Origin of the sequence: Prevotella sp. khp1, from assembly GCF_900102205.1 — a bacterium.
GTDB classification, from domain to species: Bacteria; Bacteroidota; Bacteroidia; order Bacteroidales; family Bacteroidaceae; genus Prevotella; species Prevotella ruminicola.
The window spans coordinates 546,551-570,968 of the sequence record NZ_FNJZ01000002.1 but is presented as its reverse complement, the minus strand read 5'-3'; the positions used below and the strand labels follow the sequence as shown (position 1 = coordinate 570,968).

General features: G+C 50.4%; 24 protein-coding genes and 1 tRNA gene. 12 read left to right on the top strand and 13 right to left on the bottom strand.

Annotated elements, in window-relative coordinates; genetic code table 11:
* Positions 1-54: 54 nt before the first annotated feature.
* The 10 genes from rimP (at position 55) to BLR73_RS08120 (ending at position 12,182) form a co-directional block, all read left to right on the top strand.
* Positions 55-522 carry a ribosome assembly cofactor RimP gene (gene rimP, locus BLR73_RS08165; protein WP_013065455.1) on the top strand — a complete coding sequence of 156 codons (468 nt, stop codon included), beginning with the start codon at positions 55-57 and terminating at the stop codon, positions 520-522.
* 77 nt (positions 523-599) lie between these two features.
* A complete protein-coding gene (gene nusA / locus BLR73_RS08160; RefSeq protein WP_028906567.1) occupies positions 600-1,859 on the top strand; it encodes a transcription termination factor NusA in 1,260 nt (419 codons plus the stop codon).
* Between the two features lie 121 nt (positions 1,860-1,980).
* Positions 1,981-4,830 (top strand): translation initiation factor IF-2, encoded by a 2,850-nt coding sequence (gene infB / locus BLR73_RS08155; protein ID WP_091860953.1) that lies wholly within the window; start codon positions 1,981-1,983, stop codon positions 4,828-4,830.
* 2 nt (positions 4,831-4,832) lie between these two features.
* Positions 4,833-6,281 carry a Fe-S cluster assembly protein SufB gene (gene sufB / locus BLR73_RS08150; RefSeq protein WP_013063074.1) on the top strand — a complete coding sequence of 483 codons (1,449 nt, stop codon included), beginning with the start codon at positions 4,833-4,835 and terminating at the stop codon, positions 6,279-6,281.
* Positions 6,282-6,292: 11 nt separating this feature from the next.
* Positions 6,293-7,600: an NCS2 family permease gene (locus BLR73_RS08145; RefSeq protein ID WP_013064072.1), complete on the top strand. Its 1,308-nt coding sequence runs from the start codon at positions 6,293-6,295 to the stop codon at positions 7,598-7,600.
* 38 nt (positions 7,601-7,638) lie between these two features.
* On the top strand, positions 7,639-8,394 hold the full coding sequence (gene sufC, locus BLR73_RS08140) for a Fe-S cluster assembly ATPase SufC (RefSeq protein WP_013064590.1): 756 nt from the start codon (positions 7,639-7,641) through the stop codon (positions 8,392-8,394).
* Positions 8,394-9,749 carry a Fe-S cluster assembly protein SufD gene (gene sufD / locus BLR73_RS08135; protein WP_013063420.1) on the top strand — a complete coding sequence of 452 codons (1,356 nt, stop codon included), beginning with the start codon at positions 8,394-8,396 and terminating at the stop codon, positions 9,747-9,749. The genes sufC and sufD overlap by 1 nt, the downstream gene beginning before the upstream one ends.
* A gap of 30 nt (positions 9,750-9,779) precedes the next feature.
* The gene (locus BLR73_RS08130) at positions 9,780-11,000 is read left to right on the top strand and encodes an aminotransferase class V-fold PLP-dependent enzyme (protein WP_091861301.1); all 1,221 of its coding nucleotides are present in this window, start codon (positions 9,780-9,782) and stop codon (positions 10,998-11,000) included.
* Between the two features lie 3 nt (positions 11,001-11,003).
* On the top strand, positions 11,004-11,633 hold the full coding sequence (locus BLR73_RS08125) for a ribonuclease HII (RefSeq protein ID WP_033150688.1): 630 nt from the start codon (positions 11,004-11,006) through the stop codon (positions 11,631-11,633).
* 45 nt (positions 11,634-11,678) lie between these two features.
* Positions 11,679-12,182: a DUF3237 domain-containing protein gene (locus tag BLR73_RS08120; protein ID WP_041386216.1), complete on the top strand. Its 504-nt coding sequence runs from the start codon at positions 11,679-11,681 to the stop codon at positions 12,180-12,182.
* A gap of 2 nt (positions 12,183-12,184) precedes the next feature.
* On the opposite strand, the gene BLR73_RS08115 is transcribed toward BLR73_RS08120, so the two are convergent.
* Complete coding sequence (locus BLR73_RS08115) at positions 12,185-13,108, bottom strand: DMT family transporter (protein ID WP_041386217.1); 924 nt, start codon at positions 13,106-13,108, stop codon at positions 12,185-12,187.
* Between the two features lie 148 nt (positions 13,109-13,256).
* Here BLR73_RS08115 and BLR73_RS08110 point away from each other — a divergent pair, with 148 nt between their 5' ends.
* The gene (locus tag BLR73_RS08110; RefSeq protein ID WP_091860950.1) at positions 13,257-13,739 is read left to right on the top strand and encodes a radical SAM-associated putative lipoprotein; all 483 of its coding nucleotides are present in this window, start codon (positions 13,257-13,259) and stop codon (positions 13,737-13,739) included.
* Positions 13,739-14,824, top strand: coding sequence for a TIGR04133 family radical SAM/SPASM protein (locus BLR73_RS08105; protein WP_091860947.1), 1,086 nt, complete (start codon positions 13,739-13,741; stop codon positions 14,822-14,824). Before BLR73_RS08110 ends, BLR73_RS08105 begins: the two co-directional genes overlap by 1 nt.
* Here the strand turns inward: BLR73_RS08105 and BLR73_RS14155 are convergent.
* The 12 genes from BLR73_RS14155 to argH form a co-directional block, all read right to left on the bottom strand.
* Positions 14,769-15,002 (bottom strand): hypothetical protein, encoded by a 234-nt coding sequence (locus BLR73_RS14155; protein WP_139208728.1) that lies wholly within the window; start codon positions 15,000-15,002, stop codon positions 14,769-14,771. The genes BLR73_RS08105 and BLR73_RS14155 overlap by 56 nt on opposite strands.
* Positions 14,999-15,811: an N-acetylmuramic acid 6-phosphate etherase gene (gene murQ / locus BLR73_RS08100; protein WP_091860944.1), complete on the bottom strand. Its 813-nt coding sequence runs from the start codon at positions 15,809-15,811 to the stop codon at positions 14,999-15,001. Before murQ ends, BLR73_RS14155 begins: the two co-directional genes overlap by 4 nt.
* Positions 15,812-15,818: 7 nt before the next feature.
* Positions 15,819-16,613 carry a glycoside hydrolase family 16 protein gene (locus tag BLR73_RS08095; RefSeq protein WP_091860941.1) on the bottom strand — a complete coding sequence of 265 codons (795 nt, stop codon included), beginning with the start codon at positions 16,611-16,613 and terminating at the stop codon, positions 15,819-15,821.
* A 4-nt stretch (positions 16,614-16,617) separates the two neighbouring features.
* Entirely contained in the window at positions 16,618-17,019 is a 402-nt protein-coding gene (locus tag BLR73_RS08090) for an acyl-CoA thioesterase (protein ID WP_091860938.1), read from the bottom strand.
* On the bottom strand, positions 17,013-17,705 hold the full coding sequence (locus BLR73_RS08085) for an HAD family hydrolase (protein ID WP_028906553.1): 693 nt from the start codon (positions 17,703-17,705) through the stop codon (positions 17,013-17,015). The genes BLR73_RS08090 and BLR73_RS08085 overlap by 7 nt, the downstream gene beginning before the upstream one ends.
* Entirely contained in the window at positions 17,702-18,118 is a 417-nt protein-coding gene (locus tag BLR73_RS08080) for a Fur family transcriptional regulator (protein ID WP_013064318.1), read from the bottom strand. The genes BLR73_RS08085 and BLR73_RS08080 overlap by 4 nt, the downstream gene beginning before the upstream one ends.
* 30 nt (positions 18,119-18,148) lie before the next feature.
* Positions 18,149-19,690, bottom strand: coding sequence for a YifB family Mg chelatase-like AAA ATPase (locus tag BLR73_RS08075; RefSeq protein ID WP_073044686.1), 1,542 nt, complete (start codon positions 19,688-19,690; stop codon positions 18,149-18,151).
* Positions 19,691-19,692: 2 nt separating this feature from the next.
* On the bottom strand, positions 19,693-20,694 hold the full coding sequence (locus tag BLR73_RS08070) for a TlpA disulfide reductase family protein (RefSeq protein WP_091860935.1): 1,002 nt from the start codon (positions 20,692-20,694) through the stop codon (positions 19,693-19,695).
* Between the two features lie 3 nt (positions 20,695-20,697).
* Positions 20,698-22,359: a tetratricopeptide repeat protein gene (locus tag BLR73_RS08065; RefSeq protein ID WP_013065241.1), complete on the bottom strand. Its 1,662-nt coding sequence runs from the start codon at positions 22,357-22,359 to the stop codon at positions 20,698-20,700.
* Between the two features lie 25 nt (positions 22,360-22,384).
* Positions 22,385-22,470, bottom strand: a tRNA-Leu gene (locus BLR73_RS08060).
* A gap of 61 nt (positions 22,471-22,531) precedes the next feature.
* Positions 22,532-23,080 carry a hypothetical protein gene (locus BLR73_RS08055; protein ID WP_091860933.1) on the bottom strand — a complete coding sequence of 183 codons (549 nt, stop codon included), beginning with the start codon at positions 23,078-23,080 and terminating at the stop codon, positions 22,532-22,534.
* Positions 23,077-24,408 carry an argininosuccinate lyase gene (gene argH, locus BLR73_RS08050; RefSeq protein ID WP_013065001.1) on the bottom strand — a complete coding sequence of 444 codons (1,332 nt, stop codon included), beginning with the start codon at positions 24,406-24,408 and terminating at the stop codon, positions 23,077-23,079. The genes BLR73_RS08055 and argH overlap by 4 nt, the downstream gene beginning before the upstream one ends.
* Positions 24,409-24,418 lie beyond the last annotated feature (10 nt).

Sequence of the window (24,418 nt, the reverse complement as noted above, 5' to 3'; positions counted from 1 at the left end):
AGCGGAATGAGAGGCTCGAAAGAGTCTCTCATTTCACATTTTAATAACTGATAGATGATAAATAAAGAGATTATTCAGACATTGACGGAAGAGTGGTTGCAGGGCAACGAGTACTTCCTAGTAGACGTGAACTTTGCGGCTGATGACCGCATCGTGATTGAGATTGACCATGCCGATGGTGTATGGATCGAGGATTGTGCAGCATTGAGCCGATTCCTGCAGGAGCGCCTGGGCGAGGAACTCGGAGAATACGAACTGGAAGTGGGCAGCGCCGGCTTAGGTCAGCCATTTAAGGTAGCCCAGCAATACATGAACCACATTGGCGACACCCTTGAGGTGCTGCAGGCCGATGGTAAGAAGGTGCAGGGCACGCTGAAGGCAGTAGATGCCCCAAGCTTTACCATTACCGTACAGGAAAAGCAGAAGATTGAAGGCAAGAAGCGCCCCGTGCTGGTAGATGTAGATAAGACCTACCAGATGGACGAGGTGAAGTACGCCAAGTACGTGCTGGCCTTTAAATAAAATGTAAAAATTAAAAAATTCAAGAATGTAATAATTCAAGGATTGTAGTTTGGTAAAAATTAAAAAACAATATAAGAATGGCAGTAAAAAAAGAAGAGAAGGGCCCCTCAATGATTGAGACCTTCCAGGAATTCAAGGAAACCAAGAACATCGATCGTACCACACTGGTGAGCGTACTGGAGGAAAGCTTCCGTAACGTTATCGCTAAGATTTTTGGTTCGGACGAGAATTTTGACGTGATCGTAAACCCCGACAAGGGCGACTTTGAGATTCACCGCAACCGCGTGGTAGTACCCGACGGCGAGGTGATGGATGAGAACAAGGAGATTGAGCTGAGCGAGGCTCAGAAGATAGAGCCCGACTACGAGGTTGGCGAGGAAGTATCAGAGGAGGTACAGTTCGCTAAGTTTGGTCGCCGTGCCATTCTGAACCTGCGTCAGACTCTGGCTTCGAAGATTCTGGAGCTGGAACACGACTCACTCTACCAGAAGTACAAGGATAAGGTTCACCAGGTAGTTAGCGGTGAAGTTTACCAGATTTGGAAGCGCGAGGTACTGCTGATTGACGATGAGGGTAACGAGCTGCACTTGCCAAAGCAGGAGCAGATTCCTGGCGACAACTACCACAAGGGCGAGACCGTACGTGCCGTAGTAAAGGAGGTACAGAACGAGAACAACAACCCTCGTATCATCCTCTCTCGTACAAGCCCAGTATTCCTGGAGCGTTTGCTCGAGGCTGAGGTACCTGAGATTCAGGACGGACTGATTACCATCAAGCGTGTGGCCCGTATCCCTGGCGACCGTGCCAAGGTGGCTGTTGAGAGCTACGACGACCGTATCGATCCAGTAGGAGCCTGCGTAGGTGTTAAGGGTAGCCGTGTGCACGGTATCGTTCGCGAGCTGTGCAACGAGAATATCGACGTGATCAACTACTCGGCTAACACCCAGCTGTTTATCCAGCGCGCACTTAGCCCAGCTAAGATTTCGAGCATCAACCTGGATCAGGAGAACCACAAGGCCGAGGTTTATCTGCAGCCCGAGGAGGTATCGCTGGCCATCGGTCGTGGCGGTATGAACATCAAGCTGGCCTCTATGCTTACCGAATATACCATCGACGTATTCCGTGTGCTTAACGAAGGCGAGGCCGATGAGGATATCTACCTGGATGAGTTCTCAGACGAGATCGACCAGTGGGTTATCGATGCCATCAAGGCTATCGGACTGGATACAGCTAAGGCTGTGCTCAATGCTCCACGTGAAATGTTGATTGAGAAGGCCGACCTGGAGGAAGAGACCGTCGACCAGCTGCTGGATGTACTCCGCGCGGAGTTTGAATAACAATTTAAAAATGATAAAATGTAAAAATGTAAAAATTGGCAACGCTGATATTGCATTAATTACATTGAGCATTTTAATTGTTACATTTTTAAATTATTAAATTTTATAATTTTCGAATTAGATGGGTGTAAGATTAAATAAAGTATTAACAGAATTGAATATCGGACTTCAGACGGCCGTTGACTATCTGAAGAAGAAGAACCTGGGCGAGATCAACGACGCCACTATGAACACCAAGATTAGCGACGAGCAGTACAACGCGCTGGTTAAGGAGTTTAAGGGCGACAAGGATGTGAAAAACCAGGCCGCTATGATATTCCCCAAAAAGGAGAAGAAAGCTAAACCCGACTTTAAATCTGAAACCGTTGAGGTAAAGGATGAAATCAAGCAGACTTTCACTCCATTAGGAAAGATTGACCTGAGCAGCGTGGGCAAGCCCGCCAAGCATCAGGAGGAGAAGCCACAGGCAGCAGCACCCGCTGAGCCTAAGGCTGAGCCCAAACCCGAGCCAAAGCCAGAGCCAAAACCTGAGGTTAAGCCTGAGCCAAAGCCCGAGGTGAAAGCCGAAGTAAAACCCGAACCCAAGCCCGAGCCAAAGCCTGAGGTGAAGCCTGAGCCAAAACCAGAGCCCAAAGCCGAGGTTAAGCCAGAGCCCGAGGTAAAAGCTGAGCCCAAGCAGGAGGAGAAGCCTGCCGCTACCGAGCAGAAGAGCATCTTTACGCTGAAGAGCGAGAAGAAGATGGCTCCTAACTTTAACGTGGTAGGTAAGATCGACCTCGACTCGCTGAACCAGAGCACTCGTCCGAAGAAGAAGTCGAAGGAGGAGCGCCGCAAGGAGCGCGAGGAGAAGCAGGCCCAGATGCACGGCGAGAAGAAGAAGCGCGAGCGCATTCACGGCGGCAAGGAGCGTGTTGACATCGAGGCTGCAGCCAGTCAGGACAACCGTAATGGCGGCAACCAGAACAACAATAAGAAGAACAAGGGTGGCAACCAGAACTTCCAGGATGGAAACAACGGTGGCGGCAAGAAGAACAAGAAGAACCGCCCCATCCAGAAGCCACTGGAGGTTGACGACGAGGCAGTAGCACGCCAGGTTAAGGAAACACTGGCCCGCCTTACCTCGAAGAACCAGAATAAGAAGGGTGCCAAGTACCGTCGTGAGAAGCGTGATGCCGTAGCAGAGCGCATGAACGAGGAGATGGCAGCCGAGGCAGCACAGAGCAAGATTCTGAAGCTTACCGAGTTTGTTACCGTATCAGAGCTGGCCACCATGATGAACGTAGGTGTGAACCAGGTTATCGGTACCTGTATGAGCATCGGTATCATGGTATCTATCAACCAGCGTCTGGATGCTGAGACCATCAACATCGTAGCCGAGGAGTTCGGATTCACCACCGAGTATGTATCAGCCGAAGTACAGAACGCCATTACTGAGGAGGAGGACGACGAGAACGATCTGATCAGCCGCGCTCCTATCGTAACTGTGATGGGACACGTTGACCACGGTAAGACATCGCTGCTCGACCACATCCGCAACACCAACGTGATTGCCGGTGAGGCCGGTGGTATTACACAGCACATCGGTGCTTACAACGTGAAGCTGAAGGATGGCCGACAGATTACCTTCCTGGATACCCCAGGACACGAGGCATTTACCGCTATGCGTGCACGTGGTGCCCAGGTAACCGATATCGCCATCATCATCGTAGCAGCCGACGACTCGGTGATGCCTACCACCAAGGAGGCCATCGCCCACGCACAGGCTGCCAACGTACCAATGGTATTCGCTATCAACAAGATTGATAAACCAGGTGCTAACCCCGATAAGATTCGTGAGGACCTGGCCAACATGAACCTGCTGGTTGAGGAATGGGGCGGTAAGTATCAGTGCCAGGAGATCAGCGCCAAGAAGGGTATCGGCGTTGACGAGCTGCTGGAGAAGGTACTGCTCGAGGCCGAGATGCTCGACCTGAAGGCTAATCCTAACCGTAAGGCTACCGGTAGCATTATCGAGAGTTCGCTCGACAAGGGTCGTGGTTACGTTTCAACCGTACTGGTATCAAACGGTACACTGAAGGTAGGCGACGTAGTGATTGCAGGTACTGCCTGGGGTAAGGTAAAGGCTATGTTCAATGAGCGTAACCAGCGCATTGAAAAGGCCGGTCCTGCCGAGCCAGCTATCATTCTTGGTTTGAACGGTGCTCCTACTGCTGGTGACTCGTTCCACGTGATGGAGAGTGAGCAGGAGGCCCGCGAGATTGCCAACAAGCGTATCCAGCTGCAGCGCGAGCAGAGCCTGCGTACCACCACCAAGCTTGGACTGGACGAGCTGTCGCACCGTATCGCTCTGGGTGAGTTCCACGAGTTGAACATCATCGTTAAGGGTGACACCGACGGTAGTATCGAGGCCCTCTCTGATTCGTTCATCAAGCTCTCTACCGAGAAGGTTCAGGTGAACGTGATCAACAAGGCTGTGGGTCAGATTTCGGAGAACGATGTCATGCTGGCATCTGCTTCAGAGGCTATCATCATCGGATTCCAGGTACGTCCTTCGGCCGATGCCCGTAAGGCTGCCGACCGCGAGGGTGTAGAAATCAATACCTACTCTATCATCTACGACGCTATCGACGATGTGAAGCAGACCATGCAGGGTATGCTTGATAAGGTTAAGAAGGAGATTCTGGCTGGTGAGATTGAGGTTAAGCAGGTATTCAAGATCTCGAAGGTTGGTACTGTTGCCGGTGGTTTGGTTACCAGCGGTAAGGTACACAACAAGGACAAGGCCCGCGTTATCCGCGATGGTATCGTGATCCACACCGCTCCTATCGACGCCCTGAAGCGTTACAAGGACGATGCCAAGGAGGTTGCAAGCGGACTGGAGTGTGGTATCTCACTGGTTAACTTCAACGATATCCAGGTAGGTGATATCATCGAGACCTTCACAGAGATTGAGGTAGAACAGAAACTGTAATAATGTCAGATAATAAGAATGAATTTGTACGTCAGGTAGCTGAACAAAAATACGAGTTTGGTTTCACTACCGACGTACATACTGAAATAATCGAGAAAGGGCTGAACGAGGATATCGTTCGGCTCATCTCTGCTAAGAAAGGGGAGCCCGAGTGGATGCTTGAGTTCCGCCTGAAGGCGTTCCGCTACTGGAAGGAGCAGCAGGAACCTAAGTGGGGCCATGTGCATGTGCCGGAGATTGACTATCAGGCCATTAGCTACTATGCCGACCCACTGGCTAAGAAGCCCGAAGGCGATGGTAAGATCGACCCAGAGCTGGAGAAAACCTTTGATAAGTTAGGTATCCCCCTTGAAGAGCGCCTGGCCCTGAGTGGTAACACAGCCGTTGATGCTATCATGGATAGCGTATCGGTAAAGACCACCTTTAAGGAGAAGCTGCGCGAAAAGGGTGTTATCTTCTGCTCGATTGGCGAGGCCATCAAGGAGCACGGCGACCTGGTGCGTCAGTACCTGGGAACAGTAGTGCCTTACAAAGATAACTTCTTTGCAGCACTCAACTCGGCTGTGTTCAGCGATGGTTCGTTTGTTTATATCCCCAAGGGTGTAAGATGCCCCATGGAGCTCAGCTCTTACTTCCGCATCAATGCCCGTAACACAGGTCAGTTTGAGCGTACACTGATTATTGCCGACGACGATGCCTACGTATCGTATCTGGAGGGATGTACAGCCCCTATGCGCGACGAGAACCAGTTGCATGCCGCCATCGTTGAGATTATCGTGATGAACCGTGCCGAGGTGAAATACTCTACCGTTCAGAACTGGTATCCTGGCGACGAGAACGGTAAGGGCGGTGTGCTGAACCTTGTGACCAAGCGTGGCGATCTGCGTGGTGTTGACTCGAAGTTGTCGTGGACGCAGGTTGAAACGGGTAGTGCCATCACCTGGAAGTACCCATCGTGCATTCTGCGCGGCGATAACTCGCAGGCCGAGTTCTACTCGGTAGCTGTTACCAACAACTATCAGGAGGCCGATACAGGTACCAAGATGATACACATTGGTAAGAACACCAAGAGTACCATCATCTCGAAGGGTATCTCGGCTGGTCACTCACAGAACTCGTATCGCGGACTGGTGCGTGCAGCATCAACTGCCGACAATGCCCGTAACTACTCAAGCTGCGACTCGCTGCTGTTAGGTTCGGATTGTGGCGCACATACCTTCCCCTATATGGATGTACACAACGACACAGCTGTGTTTGAGCACGAGGCTACCACCTCGAAGATTTCGGAAGACCAGCTCTTCTATTGCAACCAGCGCGGTATCCCCACCGAGCAGGCCGTTGGACTGATTGTGAATGGTTATGCCAAGGAGGTGCTGCAGAAGTTGCCTATGGAGTTTGCCGTTGAGGCACAGAAACTATTATCAGTATCATTAGAAGGAACTGTTGGATAAATAAAAACGATATGCTTCAGAAATTATTTGGATTTGATGCCTCCACAATGACTTTGCGCAAGGAGGTTATTGGTGGTATTACCACCTTCTTAACAATGGCTTACATCTTAGCCGTAAACCCAAGCATCCTCTCGGCAACTGGTATGGATGCTGGGGCAGTGTTTACCACCACATGTATCGCAGCTGTTGTAGGTACGTTGGTTATGGCCATCTATGCCAAATTGCCATTTGCCTTGGCACCTGGTATGGGTCTGAATGCATTCTTTGCGTTCACCGTAGTGCTTACTATGGGCTACACCTGGCAGTTTGCACTTACGGCTGTGTTGATCGAGGGATTGATTTTCATCCTGCTCACGGTTACAGGCCTGCGCAAACATATTGTTAACGCTATACCACTGGTATTGCGCCGAGCCATCAGTCCAGGTATCGGATTGTTTATCGCTTTTGTAGGTCTGAAGGGCGCTGGTATCGTAGCCTCATCAGAATCTACATTCATCACCTTAGGAAACCTGCACGATCCTGCTGTGCTGCTGGCTATCTTCGGCATTCTGCTTACTGCCGCCCTGCTGGTACGCAAGGTAACAGGCTCGCTGCTGATTGGTATTCTGATAACCACCATCGTAGGTATCCCTCTGGGTGTTACCAACTACACAGGTGTGATGTCGGTTCCACCATCAATCAGCCCCATCTTCTGGCAGTTTGAGTGGCACAACATCCTGACCGTAGATATGGTGGTAGTGGTACTCACCTTCCTGTTTATCGATATGTTCGACACCATCGGTACCCTGATTGGTGTATCAAACCGTGCCGGCATGGTTGATGATAACGGTAACGTGAAGAACCTGAACCAGGCCTTTATGGCTGATGCCATCGGTACCACCGTTGGTGCTATGCTGGGTACTTCAACAGTAACTACTTATGTAGAGAGTGCTTCGGGTGTAAACGTAGGCGGCCGCTCTGGTCTTACCAGCTTTACTACCGCCATCTGCTTTGCAGTAGCATTGCTCTTTGCGCCCCTGTTCCTGGCCATCCCAGCACAGGCCACAGCCGCCGCACTGATTCTGGTTGGTGTGATGATGATGCACGACATCCGCAAGGTTGACTTCAGCGATTATGTTACAGCCATCCCTTGCTTTGTATGTATCGTGATGATGCCACTTACTTACAGTATCTCTGATGGTATCCTGATGGGTGTTATCTCGTATGTACTCATCCATCTGCTGTCGGGCACACTCAAAGATAAGGACGAGCGTAACAACATTAACTGGGCCACTATCCTGCTGGCCGCACTGTTTATCTGTCGCTACGCCTTCCTTTAATTGTAAAATAGAAAATTGTCAAATAGTCAAATACATTAATGTTAGAGGTTAAGAACTTACACGCCAAGATTGGCGATAAAGAGATATTAAAAGGCATCGACCTCGTGATTAACGATGGCGAGACACATGCCATCATGGGCCCTAACGGTTCAGGAAAATCTACCCTGAGCGCCGTACTGGTGGGTAACCCACTTTACGAGGTGACCGAGGGCGAGGCTTTCTTCAACGGTAAGAACCTGCTGGAGATGAAGCCTGAGGACCGTGCCCACGAGGGTTTGTTCCTCTCGTTCCAGTATCCCGTTGAGATTCCAGGTGTATCGATGACCAACTTTATGAAGGCTGCCATCAACGAGAAGCGCAAGTATCAGGGACTGGAGCCCATGAACGCCGCCGAATTCCTGAAGCTGCAGCGCGAGAAGCGTAAGATCGTTGAGCTCGACTCGAAGCTGGCTAACCGCTCGGTTAACGAGGGTTTCAGCGGTGGTGAGAAGAAGCGCAACGAGATTTTCCAGATGGCTATGCTGGAGCCCAAACTGAGTATCCTCGACGAGACCGACTCTGGTCTTGACGTAGATGCTATGCGTATTGTAGCCGAGGGTGTTAACAAACTGCAGACACCTGAGACATCGTGCATCGTCATCACCCACTACGACCGTCTGCTCGAAATGATTAAGCCCCAGTTTGTACACGTGCTGTACAAGGGTAGAATCGTGAAGACTGGCGGCCCAGAGCTGGCTGTACAGATTCAGGAGCACGGCTACGATTGGATTAAGGAAGAAATAGGCGAGGAATAATGAATAGCGAACAACAATATATTGACCTCTATCAGCAGGCACGCGAGATGATTATCAAGCATGCCCCAGAGTCGATGAACGTGGTGCGCGATCAGGCCTTTGAGGACTTCCGCAAACAGGGCTTCCCAACAAAGAAGGTAGAGCGATACAAGTACACCGATATGCAGAAGCTGTTTGAGCCCGACTACGGTGTGAACCTGAACCGCCTGCAGATACCTGTGGATCCCTACGAGGCTTTCCATTGCGACGTGCCCAACCTGAGCACAAGCCTGTACTTTGTGGTTAACGATATGTTCTACCACGACGACAAGCAGAAGGGTCACTTACCTGAAGGCGTTGTGATCGGCTCTATGCGCGATTACCCTGAGCTGGTGAGCAAGTACTACACCAAGCTAGCTAAGACTGGTGAGGATGCCGTTACAGCACTCAACACCATGCTGGCACAGGACGGACTGCTGGTTTACGTGCCCAAGAACGTGAAGGTGGATCGCGCCATTCAGGTGATTAACATCCTGAAGGCCACCCCACAGAACGCGCAGCATGTAGTGACCGACCTGATGGTGAACCGTCGCGTGCTGATTGTACTCGAAGAGAGTGCCGAAATTAAAATGCTGTTCTGCGATCATGCTGCCGACGACCGTAACTTCCTGGCCACACAGGTTATCGAGGCTTACGTAGGCGAGAATGCATCGCTAGACCTCTATTGCATGGAGGAGACGCATCATAAGAATGTACGCGTAAGCAACGTGTATATCGACCAGCAGGCCAACAGTCGTGTAAACCACAACGTCATCACCCTGCACAACGGTATTACCCGTAACAAGCTCGACCTGACCTTCAGTGGCGAGGGTGCCGAGTGCCAATGCTACGGATGTGTGATTGCCGACAAGCAGCAGCACGTAGATAACAACACGCTGATAGTTCACAAGGTGCCTCACTGCAACTCGCAGGAGCTGTACAAATATGTACTCGACGAGAAGGCTACAGGTGCTTTTGCCGGTCGTGTGCTGGTTGAGCATGGTGCTCAGAAAACCACCTCGCAGATGACCAATCAGAACCTCACTGCCACCAAAGAGGCACGCATGTACACCCAGCCCATGCTGGAAATCTATGCCGACGACGTGAAGTGTGCCCACGGTTCGACCGTTGGACAGCTGAACGATGCCGCCCTGTTCTACATGCGCCAGCGAGGCATTTCATTGCAGGAGGCTAAGGTACTGCTGCAGAACGCCTTTATCAACGAGGTTATCGACCACATGCAGTTAGAGCCACTGCGCGATCGCCTGCACTACCTGGTAGAGAAGCGATTCCGTGGCGAGCTGAACAAATGCTCAGGCTGCAAACTCTGCAAGTAAAGGGTATTAATGTTTAATCTTTCATGTTTCATGTTTAATCTAAATAAGGTACGCGAAGATTTCCCTATCCTGGGTCGCGAGGTATATAAAAAGCCGCTGGTTTATCTGGACAACGCGGCTACCACACAGAAGCCACTGATGGTGCTCGACGCTATGCGCGACGAGTATCTCAACGTGAATGCCAACGTGCATCGTGGTGTACACTACCTGTCGCAGCAGGCTACCGACCTGCACGAGGCGGCTCGCGAGGCAGTTCGTGGATTCATCAACGCCCGCAAGATAGAGGAGATTATTTTTACGCGTGGTACTACCGAGGCCATTAACCTGGTGGCCAGCTCGTTCTGCGAAAGTCAGATGCAGGCCGGCGACGAGGTGATTGTAACCGAGATGGAGCACCACTCAAACATCGTATCGTGGCAGTTACAGGCCATGAAGCGTGGCATTGTGGTAAAGCACATCCCCATTACCGACGATGGTATCTTGTGTATCGACCAGCTGGAACAGCTCATCACCCCCAAAACCAAGATAGTTAGCGTGGCCCACGTAAGCAACGTGCTGGGCACCATTAACCCTGTTGAACAGATAATCAAGATAGCCCACGCCCACAACATCCCCGTGCTGGTAGATGGTGCCCAGAGTGCGCCCCACTTCAAGGTAGATGTACAGGCAATGGATTGCGACTTCTTTGCTTTCAGCGGACATAAGATGTACGGACCAACCGGCATCGGTGTGCTGTATGGAAAGGAAGAGTGGCTGGAGAAGTTGCCTCCCTATCAGGGTGGCGGCGAGATGATTGACAAGGTGACTTGGGAGAAGACCACTTTTGAGCGCCTGCCATTCAAGTTCGAGGCTGGCACACCCGACTATGTGGCTACCCACGGACTGGCAAAAGCCATCGAATATATCGAAGCCATCGGTTTTGATGCCATCCAGCAGCATGAGCAAGCTCTTACCCACTACTGCATGGAGCAGCTGATGACCATCGACGGCATGAAGATCTACGGTCCGATGGATGCATCGAAGAAGGATGCTGTGGTATCGTTCAACGTTGGCGATATCCACCACCTGGATATGGGTACCCTACTCGACCGTCTGGGTATTGCTGTGCGTACTGGTCACCATTGTGCACAGCCACTGATGGACCGTTTGGGCATCTCAGGCACCGTTCGCGCCTCGTTCGCACTCTACAACACCAAGGAAGAGATCGACGCTCTCGTGACCGGTATCCGTCGTGTATCGCAAATGTTTTAAGCTATGCTACTCAACAAATATTACGAAGGTAAGATAGAGGCAGGTTGCGACGAGGCTGGCCGTGGTTGTTTGGCCGGCAGCGTGTATGCAGCCGCCGTTATCCTGCCCGAAGGCTACCAGAACGAGTTGCTGAACGACTCGAAACAGCTGTCGGAAAAGAAACGCTATCAGTTGCGCGAGATGATTGAGCGCGACGCCGTGGCTTGGGCTGTAGGCATTGTTACACCTGAAGAGATAGATAAAATCAATATTCTGAATGCCTCGATCTTAGCTATGCATCGTGCCTTAGACCAACTGAAAGTGCGCCCTGAGGCAGTGATTGTGGATGGTAATAAGTTCAAGCCATATAAGGATCCTGCCGATGGCAAGCAGCTGCCTCATACCACCATCGTAAAGGGCGATGGTAAGTACTTAGCTATTGCCGCTGCATCTATCCTGGCCAAGACCTATCGTGACGACTATATGAACCAGTTGGCCGAGGAATACCCTCAGTACGACTGGCGCTCGAACAAGGGCTACCCCACCAAGAAGCATCGCGAGGCCATCAAGCAGCACGGCATTACGCCCTATCATCGCAAAAGCTACAACCTGCTGGGCGATGGACAGCTGAGCATCGACTTTGGTGAGTTCTAACGCTCACCACCAAATACAGAACAAATCAACTATAAAAATACTACAATGAGAAAACTGTTTATGGCTTTGCTGGCCGCCATTTCTATCAGTGCCAGCGCACAGATTCAGGAGCCCGAGGCTCCACAGTTAGAGTTTGCTTTGCAGCTGAAGGTAACCCTTGGCGAAGCTTATGGTATCGACAACACACAGCACGGACGCCGCACCGTTATCCCCATCACAGGTGGTACCTTTGAGGGTAAGGGTCTGAAGGGAACCATTGTGAACGGTGGTGCCGACTACCAGCTGAATACCGAAGGACGTACAGAGCTGGAGGCTATCTACTGTATCAAGACCGATGATGGTATCTACATCCACGTTCGTAACCGTGGTATCATTGCCAACGGCAAGGATGCCGATGGCAAGCCCAGCTTCTATTTCCGCGCAGCACCCCAATTCGAGGCGCCTGCCGACAGCAAATACGGCTGGCTGAACAATTCGCTGTTTGTTTGCGCACCTTCGTTCTCAAGCGATTTCAAGGGCATTGTGCTCAACGTGTGGCGCATTAAATAGGGTTAGCCTAAGAAGAACAGGCTAACACCTACCACCGAGATAACCGCACCCACTACGGCGCGCCAGGTTATCTTCTGCTTAAACAACCAATACGACGGCAGCAATATAATAATAGGTGTCATCGCCATCAGTGTGCTGGCGATGCCTGCTGCTGTGTATTGTACAGCCATCAGCGAAAAGCCTACACCTACAAACGGACCGAACACGGTGGTAGCTGTAGCAACAGCCAATCCCTTACGATCGTGCATAGCTTCGCGTAGAGGCTCTAAACCCTTGCGGAAGTACAATAACAGCGAGAAGCCTATGATACCCGCTACACAGCGATAGAAATTAGCGCTGAAGGGCACCAGCCATTCGGGTGTGCCTGTGAGCGAAGCCTCGTAGTGGTCCATACCAATCTTGCTCAGCACCAAACCAATACCCTGGCACATAGCTGCACCAATGGCAAACAGCACACCGTTAAGAGGAAGTTTCAGTCCTACCTTGTGGTGCTCGCCACGACCTAATACCGAGATGCTGATACCACCCAGTGTAATCAGCATGGCCAGAATGCTCATAGCATTCATCTGCTGCCCCAGGGTTATCCATGCCATCAGGGCGGCTGAGAGCGGTGCTAAGGTCATAAACAACTGTCCGTAGCGCGAACCAATGATGATATAGCACTGAAACAGGCAGAAATCGCCTATCACGTAACCAACCACACCCGATAGCAGCATCCAACCAGCAGCCTCGACCGATGCGCCTGGAGGCATCATGCTACCTGTTACAACAAGAAACAGCACCAACGAAAACACCAAAGCCAAACCCATACGCAGCACATTCAGCGTAAGGTTACCCAATCGTTTACTACCAAATTCACTCAGAAGCGCCGTAGCTGTCCATGAAAAGGCTACGCCAATCGATATCAATTCACCTATATAAGTCATTGCTTAGTATAAATACGTTAAAACTTCAGGTTGCAAAATTATACAAAAAATCGTTAATTCTACGCTTCTGGATGCAAGATTTGCCGTTTGTTCAAGTTATTTAAGAAAAAACTCATACTTTTGTATCCACTTTAAACAAAATCGAACAATGAAAGTAAGATTCAATCGCTGGTACAACACCATCCTCACAGCCCTGCTGTCGCTGTTGGGCTATGGTTGCTCATCAGAGAATTCGATGGAGATGTACGGTTCGCCTATACTCATGTATGGCGTTCCCTCGGCCGAGTATAAGATATCGGGCACTGTTACCGACGAGGGCGGCAAGGCCGTAGAAGGCATCAAGACATCTGTGAAACAAGTAACAAACTATGAGGGCAAGCCCATAACGTTTGCCATCGACTCTGTACTGACTGATGCCAACGGCCACTACGATATGACATCAACCCACTTCCCCCAAAGTCCGGAAATCAAGTTGATTGTTGAGGATGTGGATGGCGATACCAATGGTGCCTACCAGAACGATACCATCGACATTAACTACAACAATGCCCAGAAGGTAAATGATGGCGAAGGCACTTGGAACAACGGCACTTTTACGATTAAACAGGATATTAAACTGAAGAAGAAATAATGAAGCCAACTCCCCTTACCCTTCGCAAAAAGTTAGCTTTAGAACTCTGGCGACAGAAGGAAGAAATGGTACGCAAGGAACATCCCCTGAAACAACTGTTCTGGGAGTGTACGCTGCGTTGCGACTTGAAGTGCCGCCACTGTGGCAGCGACTGCAAGATGAAGTCGGAAAGCAAGGATATGCCCAAGGACGACTTTTTGCGTGTACTCGATAGCATCGCACAGAAAACCGATCCACATCAGGTGTTTGTCATCATATCGGGTGGCGAACCGCTGATGCGTCAGGATATTGAGGAGTGCGGCCGTGCGATATACGACAAGGGATTCCCCTGGGGAATGGTTACCAATGCGCTGCATCTTACACCCCAGCGCTGGCAGAATCTGCAACGTGCCGGTATCCATTCGATGGCCATCAGTCTGGATGGCTTAGAGGATAACCACAACTGGATGCGCGGCAACACACACAGCTTTCAGATGGTGAGCAATGCCATCGATATGCTGGTAGCCACCAAAGGGTTTGTGTTCGATATCGTGACCTGCGTAAACCGTCGTAACTATACGCAGCTGAACGCCATTAAGGAATTCCTGATTTCAAAAGGTGTACAGCGCTGGCGATTGTTTACTGTTTTTCCAGTAGGTCGTGCGGCTCTCGATCCTGATATGCGCCTAACCAACGAGCAGTTTCGCGGGGTGTTTGATTTTATTCGTGAAACAAGAAAAGAAGGACGCATCCGTGCCGATTATGGTTGCGAAGGATTTCTGGGCAACTACGAAGGCGAGGCCCGCAGCAGGTTCTTTAGCTGTCAGGCCGGCATTACCGTAGGCTCAGTGATGGCCGACGGCTCGATAGCTGCTTGTGCCAGCATACGTGCCGACTACCATCAGGGCAACATCTACGAGGATGACTTTATGGAGGTTTGGGAGAACCGCTATGCCCCCTATCGCAATCGCGAATGGATGCGCAATGGCGAGTGCAAGGACTGCAAATACTTCCGCTATTGCCAGGGCAACGGCATGCACCTACGCGATGCTAACGGCGAACTTCTGCTGTGCCATCTGAAGCGCTTACAGCAGGCTGCTGATTAACTCCTATAGAATCGCTCGCAGCATTTCTGAAAGCTACACTTAGACTATCTGCCATCTCCTCACGATAGTCGCAAGGTTTTGTACCATAACAAGCAGTAAACACAAATGCCACAGAACTGAAGCCCAGCAGCGTCAGCATCTTGTTAATGGCCTTAAGTTTAAACATCTTTATATTCATAGTTTCTGTTTTAGTACAACATCAACGCTCCCTGCAGCTAATAATCTCTGACGGGCTTCGTCGTAACTGATACCGAGTTCGTCGGCAATCATGCGGGTACCTCGGTCTATCAATTTCTCGTTAGTAAGCTGCATCTTTACCATACGATTACCCTCTACACGCCCCATGCGAATCATCAAGGCAGTAGAAATCATATTCAGAACCATCTTCTGGGCAGTACCGCTCTTCATACGACTGGAACCAGTTACAAACTCTGGGCCGACAATCGTCTCTATGGCATACTCAGCGGCAGCAGCCAATGGCGTATGAGGATTGCTGGTAATACAACCTGTAAGCAACCCCTGCTTGCGAGCTCCCTCGATGGCACCAATCACGTAAGGTGTGGTACCAGAGGCTGCAATACCTATCACCGTATCATCGGCGGTAGGCTGATAGCGCATCAGGTCGTTCCAACCCTGCTCCTTATCGTCCTCGGCACGCTCTACAGCGCATCGTAAGGCCTCGTCGCCACCAGCAATCAAGCCTATCACCCAATCGGGCTGTACACCAAAAGTTGGTGGCAGCTCGCTGGCATCAAGCACGCCTAAACGACCGCTGGTGCCCGCACCCACATAAAACAGTCGGCCACCGCGTTTCATTCTTGGTTCGATGGCCAGTACCAGTGCCTCTATCTGTGGCAGCACGCGCCCCACAGCCTCGGCCACCAACCTATCCTCCTGGTTGATGCTCCTCAGCACCTCGCCTACCTCCATCTGCTCCAGATGGTCGTAATGCGAAGCCTGCTCTGTGATCTTATCTTCAATCCTCATGTGCGTATTATTTTTTCTGGTACACACGTACATAATCAATCTCGTAACGCATAGGGAAGGCAGCGTTATCGATGGTACCACCATTATCGCCACCTAAGGCCAGGTTCAGAAGGATATACTGCGGACGGTTAAAGGGATTGGTATATTGGCCAATCTTACCGTTCTGCGTGCTACTGAGAGGGATTTCGTTCAGCAACTCATCATCCAGATACAATCGGATAGCCGTTTCGTCCCAGTCCATACGCCATATATGAAAATGCTGGGCCCATGCAGGGTCTTTCTCAGTAAAATGGGCAAACGGTGTTTTCTTGCTATTCCACACAGCCTTGTAGGGCTGGTCGTTACCCCAACAGGCATTGGCTAAGATATGAGGCACTCCATTGATACGGTAATACTCCATCAAATCAATCTCGCCACACGAGGGCCAAGGCATGTCGTTGCCTAACGTCCAGATAGCGGGCCAGGCACCACCAGCGGTTGGGATGCGGGCGCAAACCTCCAGTCGTCCATACAGGAAGCTGTACTTGCCTTTGGTATTCATACTGGCCGAGGTATAGGGAATACCCTCACGACCAGTTTCCTGGCGAGCTTCAATCACCAGCATACCATTGTGCAGGTAGGCATTATCTGCCTGATACCACTGAGCTTCGTGGTTACGCACAAATCCCTGCTCATAGCCCCAGATGGTGCTATCAGGGCGCCCGTTACCATCAAACTCATCGGCAAAAACCAGCTGATACTCCTGTGCCACAAGGGGCACAGCAAGCATACCAAGCAGCAACGACAGTAAAACCTTTCTCATACCATTAAATAAAGTCTTTGAAAGCCTCGTCGTACTCAGGACTATTGGCCAGGCGACCGTTTACCAGGCATACAAGCTCGATATCGCCTTTCCACGACAGCTTCTCATCGCTGGCACGATAGATGGCCTGATGGAACACGTATTTGATGCCCTCCTTGGTGAGCGAGAGACGTGAGATAAACTCATCGTCGCAACGAAGTGGCGTTTTATACTGCAGGTTCATACGAGCAACAACGGCATCGATACCCTGCTCGTGCAACGCAGCAAAGCTAACGCCCAGACTGCGAAGAAACAGGTGACGGGTGTGCTCAGCGTAGTGCAGATAGTTGGCATTGTTAACGATGCCCTCAATATCGCACTCGTAGTCGCGCACCTCCATGCGGGTTTCGAAAATATAGTTCATAATAGCTTCAATATTTCGTTGAAATGGGTAATCTTTGTCAGTCGTGGATGCTCGATATCCTCAGAGTGCTCCAACTGCCAGGTAACGTGGAAGGGGATATGAATGGCCCAGGCACCGATATTAAGTGCAGGAGCGATGTCGCTCTTCAGCGAGTTACCCACCATGAGGAACTGTGAGGGCTGAACCTCCAGACGCTCACAGAGCTGCGAGAACTCTGTTTCGGTTTTATTACTAGTGATTTCTACATGTGAGAAATACTTATCCAGATGGCTGCGATACAGTTTATTCTCCTGATCCTGCAACTCGCCTTTGGTAAACACCACAAGACGATAGGGATAGGCCTGCAAACGCTGCAATGTTTCCTCTACCTCAGGCAATGGTGTGGCAGGCAGATGCAACAGCTGCTTGCTGTGCGCCAGCAACTCAGCCAGTTGGGTATGTGATAAATGTGCGCCACCAACACGGAGCGCTGTTTCTATAATCGAAATAGTGAAAGCCTTGCAGCCATAGCCCAAATCGGCCATATTGCCCGATTCGGTAACAAACAACTCGTGGGCAGGGTCGTCGCAATAAGGCGCAATCAGGTCGTAGAGATGTTTCTCTACTTCCTCGAAATGACTCTGACAATCCCACAAGGTATCATCGGCGTCGAAAGCTATCACACGGAGATTTCTAACGTCTATCTTCATTTCTTACAATGTGGACAAGTTCCTTTAATAATATAATTAGATGTATGGGCCTCAAAGCCCTCGGGCAGTTCTACCTTAGGCATCATAACGCCATCCAAACAGTAGGTCTGCTGGCACTGCTCACAGTAGAAGTGGGGGTGCACATCATCATCATGATCGTCGTGATGACTATGGCAAAGCTCAAAACGCTGACCATCCACAGCGCCATCAATCACATGCACCAGATGGTGCTCACGGAAAAGCTGCAGCGTACGGAAAATGCCCGATTTATCGATTGTATCGATTCGGTTCTGCAGCTCGGCCATGGATTGTGGCAGCATAGAAGCTTCGAGCGCCTTTACCACCGTAATACGGTTGGCGGTGGGCTTGATGCCATGCTCTAAAAGCAGTTGTTCGTAATTCTTAGTATCCATAAGCTATACTTGTATGATAAAATATCGATTTCATCGTTCACTCCAATCGCCACGATCCAGATTGCGATAGCCGATAGCCTCAGCAATATGATGACTCTGCACGCGCTCTGTACCTTCGATATCGGCAATGGTACGTGCCACCTTCAGAATGCGGTTGTAGGCACGCGCACTCAGATGCAGGCGCTCCATAGCCATGCGGAGCATATTCAGACTGGCCTCATCAGGCTCACAGAACTGGTGAATCATGCGCTCCGACATCTGCGCATTGCAATATACACCCTTGAACGCCTTAAATCGCTCTTCCTGACGCTTACGGGCGGCAATCACACGGGCACGGATCACCTCGCTGGGCTCGCCCTGCTGCATCTGCGACAGCTGGTTGAAGGGAACTACCGGCACTTCGATATGCAAGTCCATTCTGTCGAGAAGCGGACCGGAAATGCGGTTCATGTAGCGTTGTATCTGTCCTGGCGTACATACACAATGGTGCGTTGGGTCGCCATAATAGCCACAAGGACAGGGATTCATCGAGGCCACAAACATAAACGAGCAGGGGTACTCGATGGTATATTTAGCACGACTAATGGTAATCTTTCTATCCTCCAATGGCTGGCGCAGCACCTCGAGCGTAGCACGCGAGAATTCAGGAAGCTCATCACAAAAGAGCACCCCGTTATGGGCCAGACTCACCTCACCAGGCTGCGCTTTCTGCGTACCACCCGTCATGGCCACCTGCGAAATAGTGTGGTGCGGACTGCGGAAAGGGCGCTGCGAAATCAACGAGGTTCCACTGGGCAGGATGCCTGCTACAGAGTGTATCTGAGTAGTTTCCAAACTCTCGGCCAGCGACAATGGGGGCAGGATACTTGGCAAGCGTTTGGCCATCATCGACTTACCGCTTCCTGGGGGCCCAATCAGTATCACATTATGTCCACCAGCAGCAGCCACCTCCAAAGCACGCTTTACGCTTTCCTGACCACGCACATCGGCAAAGTCGAGATCAAAGGCGTACTGGTGGTCGTAAAACTCCTTACGTGTATCAATAATGGTAGGTTCGCAATTCTCGGCACCATTCAAAAAGGCAATCACATCAGCGATATTCTCCATGCCGTACACCTCAAGCTGGTTTACCACAGCCGCTTCGCGCACATTCTCCTTGGGAACTATCAAGCCCTTAAACTTCTCTTTGCGTGCACGGATGGCTACCGACAGCACACCGCTTACGGGTTTCAGTTTGCCATCCAGGCCCAACTCGCCAACCATCATATAATCCTTCAGTGCATCTTCTGCTACCTTGCTGTAGGCAGCCAATATACCAATAGCCAATGGCAAATCGTAGCCACTACCCTCTTTACGGATATCGGCAGGACTCATATTAATTGTCAAATCGGCTGTTGGGGCTTTATAACCAATATTCTCGATAGCTGCGCGAATACGGTCGTAACTCTCTTTTACTGCGGTGTCGGCCAAGCCAGACAAGTGGAACGAAGTGCCTCTTGCCAGATTAACCTCGATGGTTATGGTGGTTGCTTCGAGTGCGGTAACGGCTGCACTATAGGTTTTAACAAGCATTGCTATTCGATTAATTCCTTGATTTTATCGTTAAGTTTTTGATAATCCAACGTACGGCCTACTATCTTTCCTTGACCGTCTATCACAATGTTGTCAGGCAGATAAGTCATACCCAACTGTTGCAGGATTGGCGATTCCCACATGCGCCCATCGCAAACGGTGCTCCATCTAACGGAGTCGCGATTCACAATTTGCTGACAGTCCTTTACACTGCCATCCACGCTGATGCTCACTACCTTCAGCTTGCCTGGGTTTTCGCGCTGTAGGCGTGCCAACAGTCCCTGAATGCTCATACTCTCGTAGTTCCACGAGGCCCAGAGACTGATTACATTTACCTTGGCATTCAAGTCGGCCGACGATACTGTCTCGCCTTTCAATCCTTTGGCCGAGAACGAAGGCAGATGTGCGCCCTGTTTCACGGCGCGTAAGGCACCTAACTTCTTCAAGAGGGCAGCCACCTCCTTATTATCAGGCTGGGCCTTCATAATCATATTACCCAACTTCTGAATATTATCATAGTCGGGGTTAGGTACCATTACAAAATATTTGGTAAGCAGATAGGTGCAGATAGGCGACTCAGGACGCTCGTAAATGTACTGCGTGGCCGTGCCTTTTACACCTGGTGGCATCATCGCGCTGGTTTTCAGGCGGAATGCCGTCATTTCTTTGTTGATATTGGTGCCCTTAACTTCGGTTTCCTTCAGGTGCACAGCGTCGCCTTCCATAGTGATGGTAACGCCAGGCTCAGCAAACACAGGAATCTCAGAGAAGTTAGGGAACACCACGATGAGTGTAGTAGGTTCGGTGATGTCGGCCTTGTAGGTAAACTCACCCCTACTCACTCCGATGGTATCCAGTTTTTGGGCGCCATTAAGCCCATAGACGTAGAGTTCTCCTTGATTGAAGCCCTTAAAACTGCCCTCTATCTTAAACTTCTTCTGGCCATCGCCACAAGAACACAGTAAGAATGCTGCAAGAAGAGCAAGGAGACACGTCTGTTTCATTATTTATTTCTCAATATTCTTCAGTTCGATATCGTTAGCTGCATACTTGGCAAAAGCAGGATCCTTCTTGATGGCTTCCTTCAGTGCCTCGGCAGCATCGGCATTGTTACCCATACGGGCACTCATCAGTGCCTTCAGATACTCTGACACAGCATCAGGGTTCTTGATGTACTTCAGAGTAACAGCAGCAGATACGTAATCGTGGTTCAGGATCTGAGCCAGCACAGCGCTGTTTGAGTAAACCTCTGCAAAGTTCTCCTCAGCCTGAGCATAGTTGCCTTTAGCCAGGTTCAGGTTACCCATAATCTCTGCCAGTCCGTTAGCATCGGTAGCAGCAGCGATATAACGCTCAGCGGTAGCTACGTCGCCATCCTTCAGGGCCAGAAGTCCAAGGTTTGCATTAGCCTCAGGAACGTTTGTTGCCTTCTGCAGATACTGCTTGGCAGCCTCGTAGTTACCCTGCTGGTACTCGATGGTAGCCAGGTTGTTGTAAGCACGATAGTCGTTAGGATAAACCTTTGCGGCAGTCATGTAAACCTGCTTCTTCTCATCGGCATTAGTCTTCAGAGTAGCACCATACAGAATCTCCTCGATGCTCAGCTTGGTAGCATCGTCCTGGAGCTGCTCAAGAATCTGCTCGTCGCTACGTCCGATAGTCTCGTAGTTGATAGTGAGACGGGCACGACGCAGTTCAGGCAGAACACCATCAGCCAACTCACGGAAAGCAGTTGAGATATTCTTGATCTGCTGCTCACGCTCCTGTGGATCCTTATACATAGAGAGCACGCGCAGGATAACCTCCTTATCCTGAATGTTGCTAGCCTTTACCAACTCCTGGAATCCCTCCCAGTCCTGAGCGGTGTACTTAGCATCAACAGGAGCATCGAGCTTAATCTTCTTGAGCTCCTGGTTTACGTACTTCTCAGAAACCTTCTGACGCTCGCCAGCCAGCTTATCGTTAATGCTGAAACCACCATCAGGTGAAGCATAGGCCGATACCTCGATGTTGTCGAGATTCAGTTTCTCGCGATCGTTGTTAATCTGCTTGAGCATACGAACAAACTCCTTAACCGAGTTATTCTTGAGCTCGCTCTTGCGCAGCTTAGCCTGCTGGATGAGGAACTTAATGTTAGCATCCAACTTCTTCTTGGTGATACGCTGATAAGCATCGGGAGCTACAGCAGCCTGAGTGGTCAGGATAGTCTGCTTGTAGAGCTCAGAGGTAGCGATAACGCCATCGGCCACCTTAACGGCAGGCACCTCCATCTTCTTGTTACCAATGCGGGCATCGAATGTAAGGAACATCTCAGCCTTGTTGTCGCCAGCGTAAGCAAAGCTGGTCTTCATGGTGTAGTTACCACCCATCTTGTAGTTGATGGTCTGGTCGTTACCACGCACGCTCTCGCCCTGGAAAGTGGCGGTGGTACCCTTCTCAACCACACCATTTGAATAGCGCAGTTCGGGCACGACTGTAACTACAGCCTTCTTTTTCATATACTTCTCGGGGAAATGGCCGTTGATAGTTGCAGGAACGGCACCTTTTTGAGTCTCGAGTGGATTTGGTGTTACGGTGAAGTTATCTGCTGATAATTCGCCAAGTTTTGAACACGATGTAAACATCATCAGCGTAGCTGCTGACAGTAATAGAATTTCTTTTTTTTGCATAAAATAAAGTCTCAGTATTGTTGTGTGCCGCGAGCGGGACTCGAACCCGCACAGCCGTTTAATGGCCAAGGGATTTTAAGTCCCTCGTGTCTACCATTTCACCATCGCGGCGCCTTTTTTGCGGTGCAAAGGTAAGTTTAATTATTGGAATCACCAAACTTTTTATCTTTTTTTAATTCCAAACCCTCAGAATACCGCCATCTAAGCTCACTTTATACCTGTAAAGTGCTATTCCAGCGTTACCTTCGGCCAATACACCGTTGTTCACATTGTATGTTCGGTTGCATTTGCTACAATGCAGATACAGACCGCTATTCTGCCATGTCAGCGGATAATTTCGTCCGCCCAGCTCCTTCAAACAGTTGGAACACTGACCCTCGTAAGCCACCAGTATATTATCATAGCTGCTCACACCCACAATAATGCAGTTGTTGGCGCCTAACGCATAAGTCTGTCGCGATTCGCGCTCAGTATTCAGACGGATATCTTCGGTGGCGCCATCAAAATTACGTGTCGTCTTCAGGTGGCGCACGCCTTGCTGCACACTCGTCTCAATCTTCATAAACTGCCCAGGGGTTGAGAGCATAGCCGTTAGCTGGCAAGGCAGGGGATGCAACGTAGGATCGAACACAAACCTACACTCGTACTCGCGATAGATATTCTCATCGCCCACACAAGCCATCAGCAAGGTGCAGAGTAAGAGTGTCAGACAGCGTTTCATGCCAACAGTTTCTTTTCGGCCTCGGTCATACGCTCAAAGTTAAAGCCCTTCAGCGTCTGCTCCATCAAAGCCTGAATCTGGTCGTTGCACAGATTGCCGATGCTACCCTCGTGGGTGTGGTGGATATCATGACTGGCCTTAAACTGGCCTGCCTCGATATCAAGACCGACCTTTTTATAGGCATCGCGGAATGGCATGCCATTAGCAGCCAAGCGGTTCACCTCCTCAACCGAGAACATCGGATCGTACATAGGGTTATCAAGAATATGCTCGTTAACCTCAATCTTATTAATAATGTATGCGCACATCTGCAGACAGTCCTTCAGTTCGCCAAAGGCAGGCAGGAACACCTCCTTGATAATCTGCAGATCGCGGAAGTAACCTACAGGCAGGTTGTTCATCATCAGCATAATCTGCTGGGGCAGCGACTGCAGCTTGTTCGACTTGGCACGAATCAGCTCAAACACATCAGGATTCTTCTTGTGCGGCATGATGCTCGAACCTGTGGTACACTCCTTGGGCAACTTAACGAACGAGAAGTTCTGCGAGTTGAACAAGCAGGCATCGAACGCCATCTTAGCGATAGTTCCTGCAATAGTAGCGATGGCAAAACCTACGTTACGCTCCATCTTTCCGCGTCCCATCTGGGCATATACCACATTATAATCCATCGAGTCGAAGCCCAACAGATTGGTGGTCATCGTACGGTTCAAGGGGAACGAACTGCCATAGCCAGCAGCACTACCCAAGGGGTTGCGGTTGGTCATCTTATAGGCAGCCTGCAGGAACAGCATATCATCGGCCAAACTCTCGGCATAAGCACCAAACCACAAGCCAAAGCTTGATGGCATGGCAATCTGCAGATGGGTATAGCCGGGCATCAGCACATCCTTGTACTGATTACTCTTCTGGATGAGCTCATCGAAAAGACTTTTCACCTCGTCGGCAATCTCCATCAACTCATGACGTGTAAACAACTTCAGATCTACCAGCACCTGATCGTTACGCGAGCGACCTGAGTGAATCTTCTTACCCATATCGCCCAACTTACGTGTCAGCAGCATCTCAACCTGCGAGTGTACATCCTCCACATCGTCTTCAATCACAAACTCACCACGCTCAGCCAGGTGGTAGATGTTCTTCAGCTCGGCCAGCAGCTGGGTCAGTTCGTCCTTCTCCAGCAGTCCGATGCTTTCCAACATGGTGATGTGGGCCATAGAGCCCAGCACGTCGTACTTAGCCAGATAGAGGTCCATCTCGCGGTCGCGACCAACGGTAAAGCGCTCTATCTCCTTGTTGACTTCAAAATTCTTTTCCCAGAGTTTCATCTCTTAATTC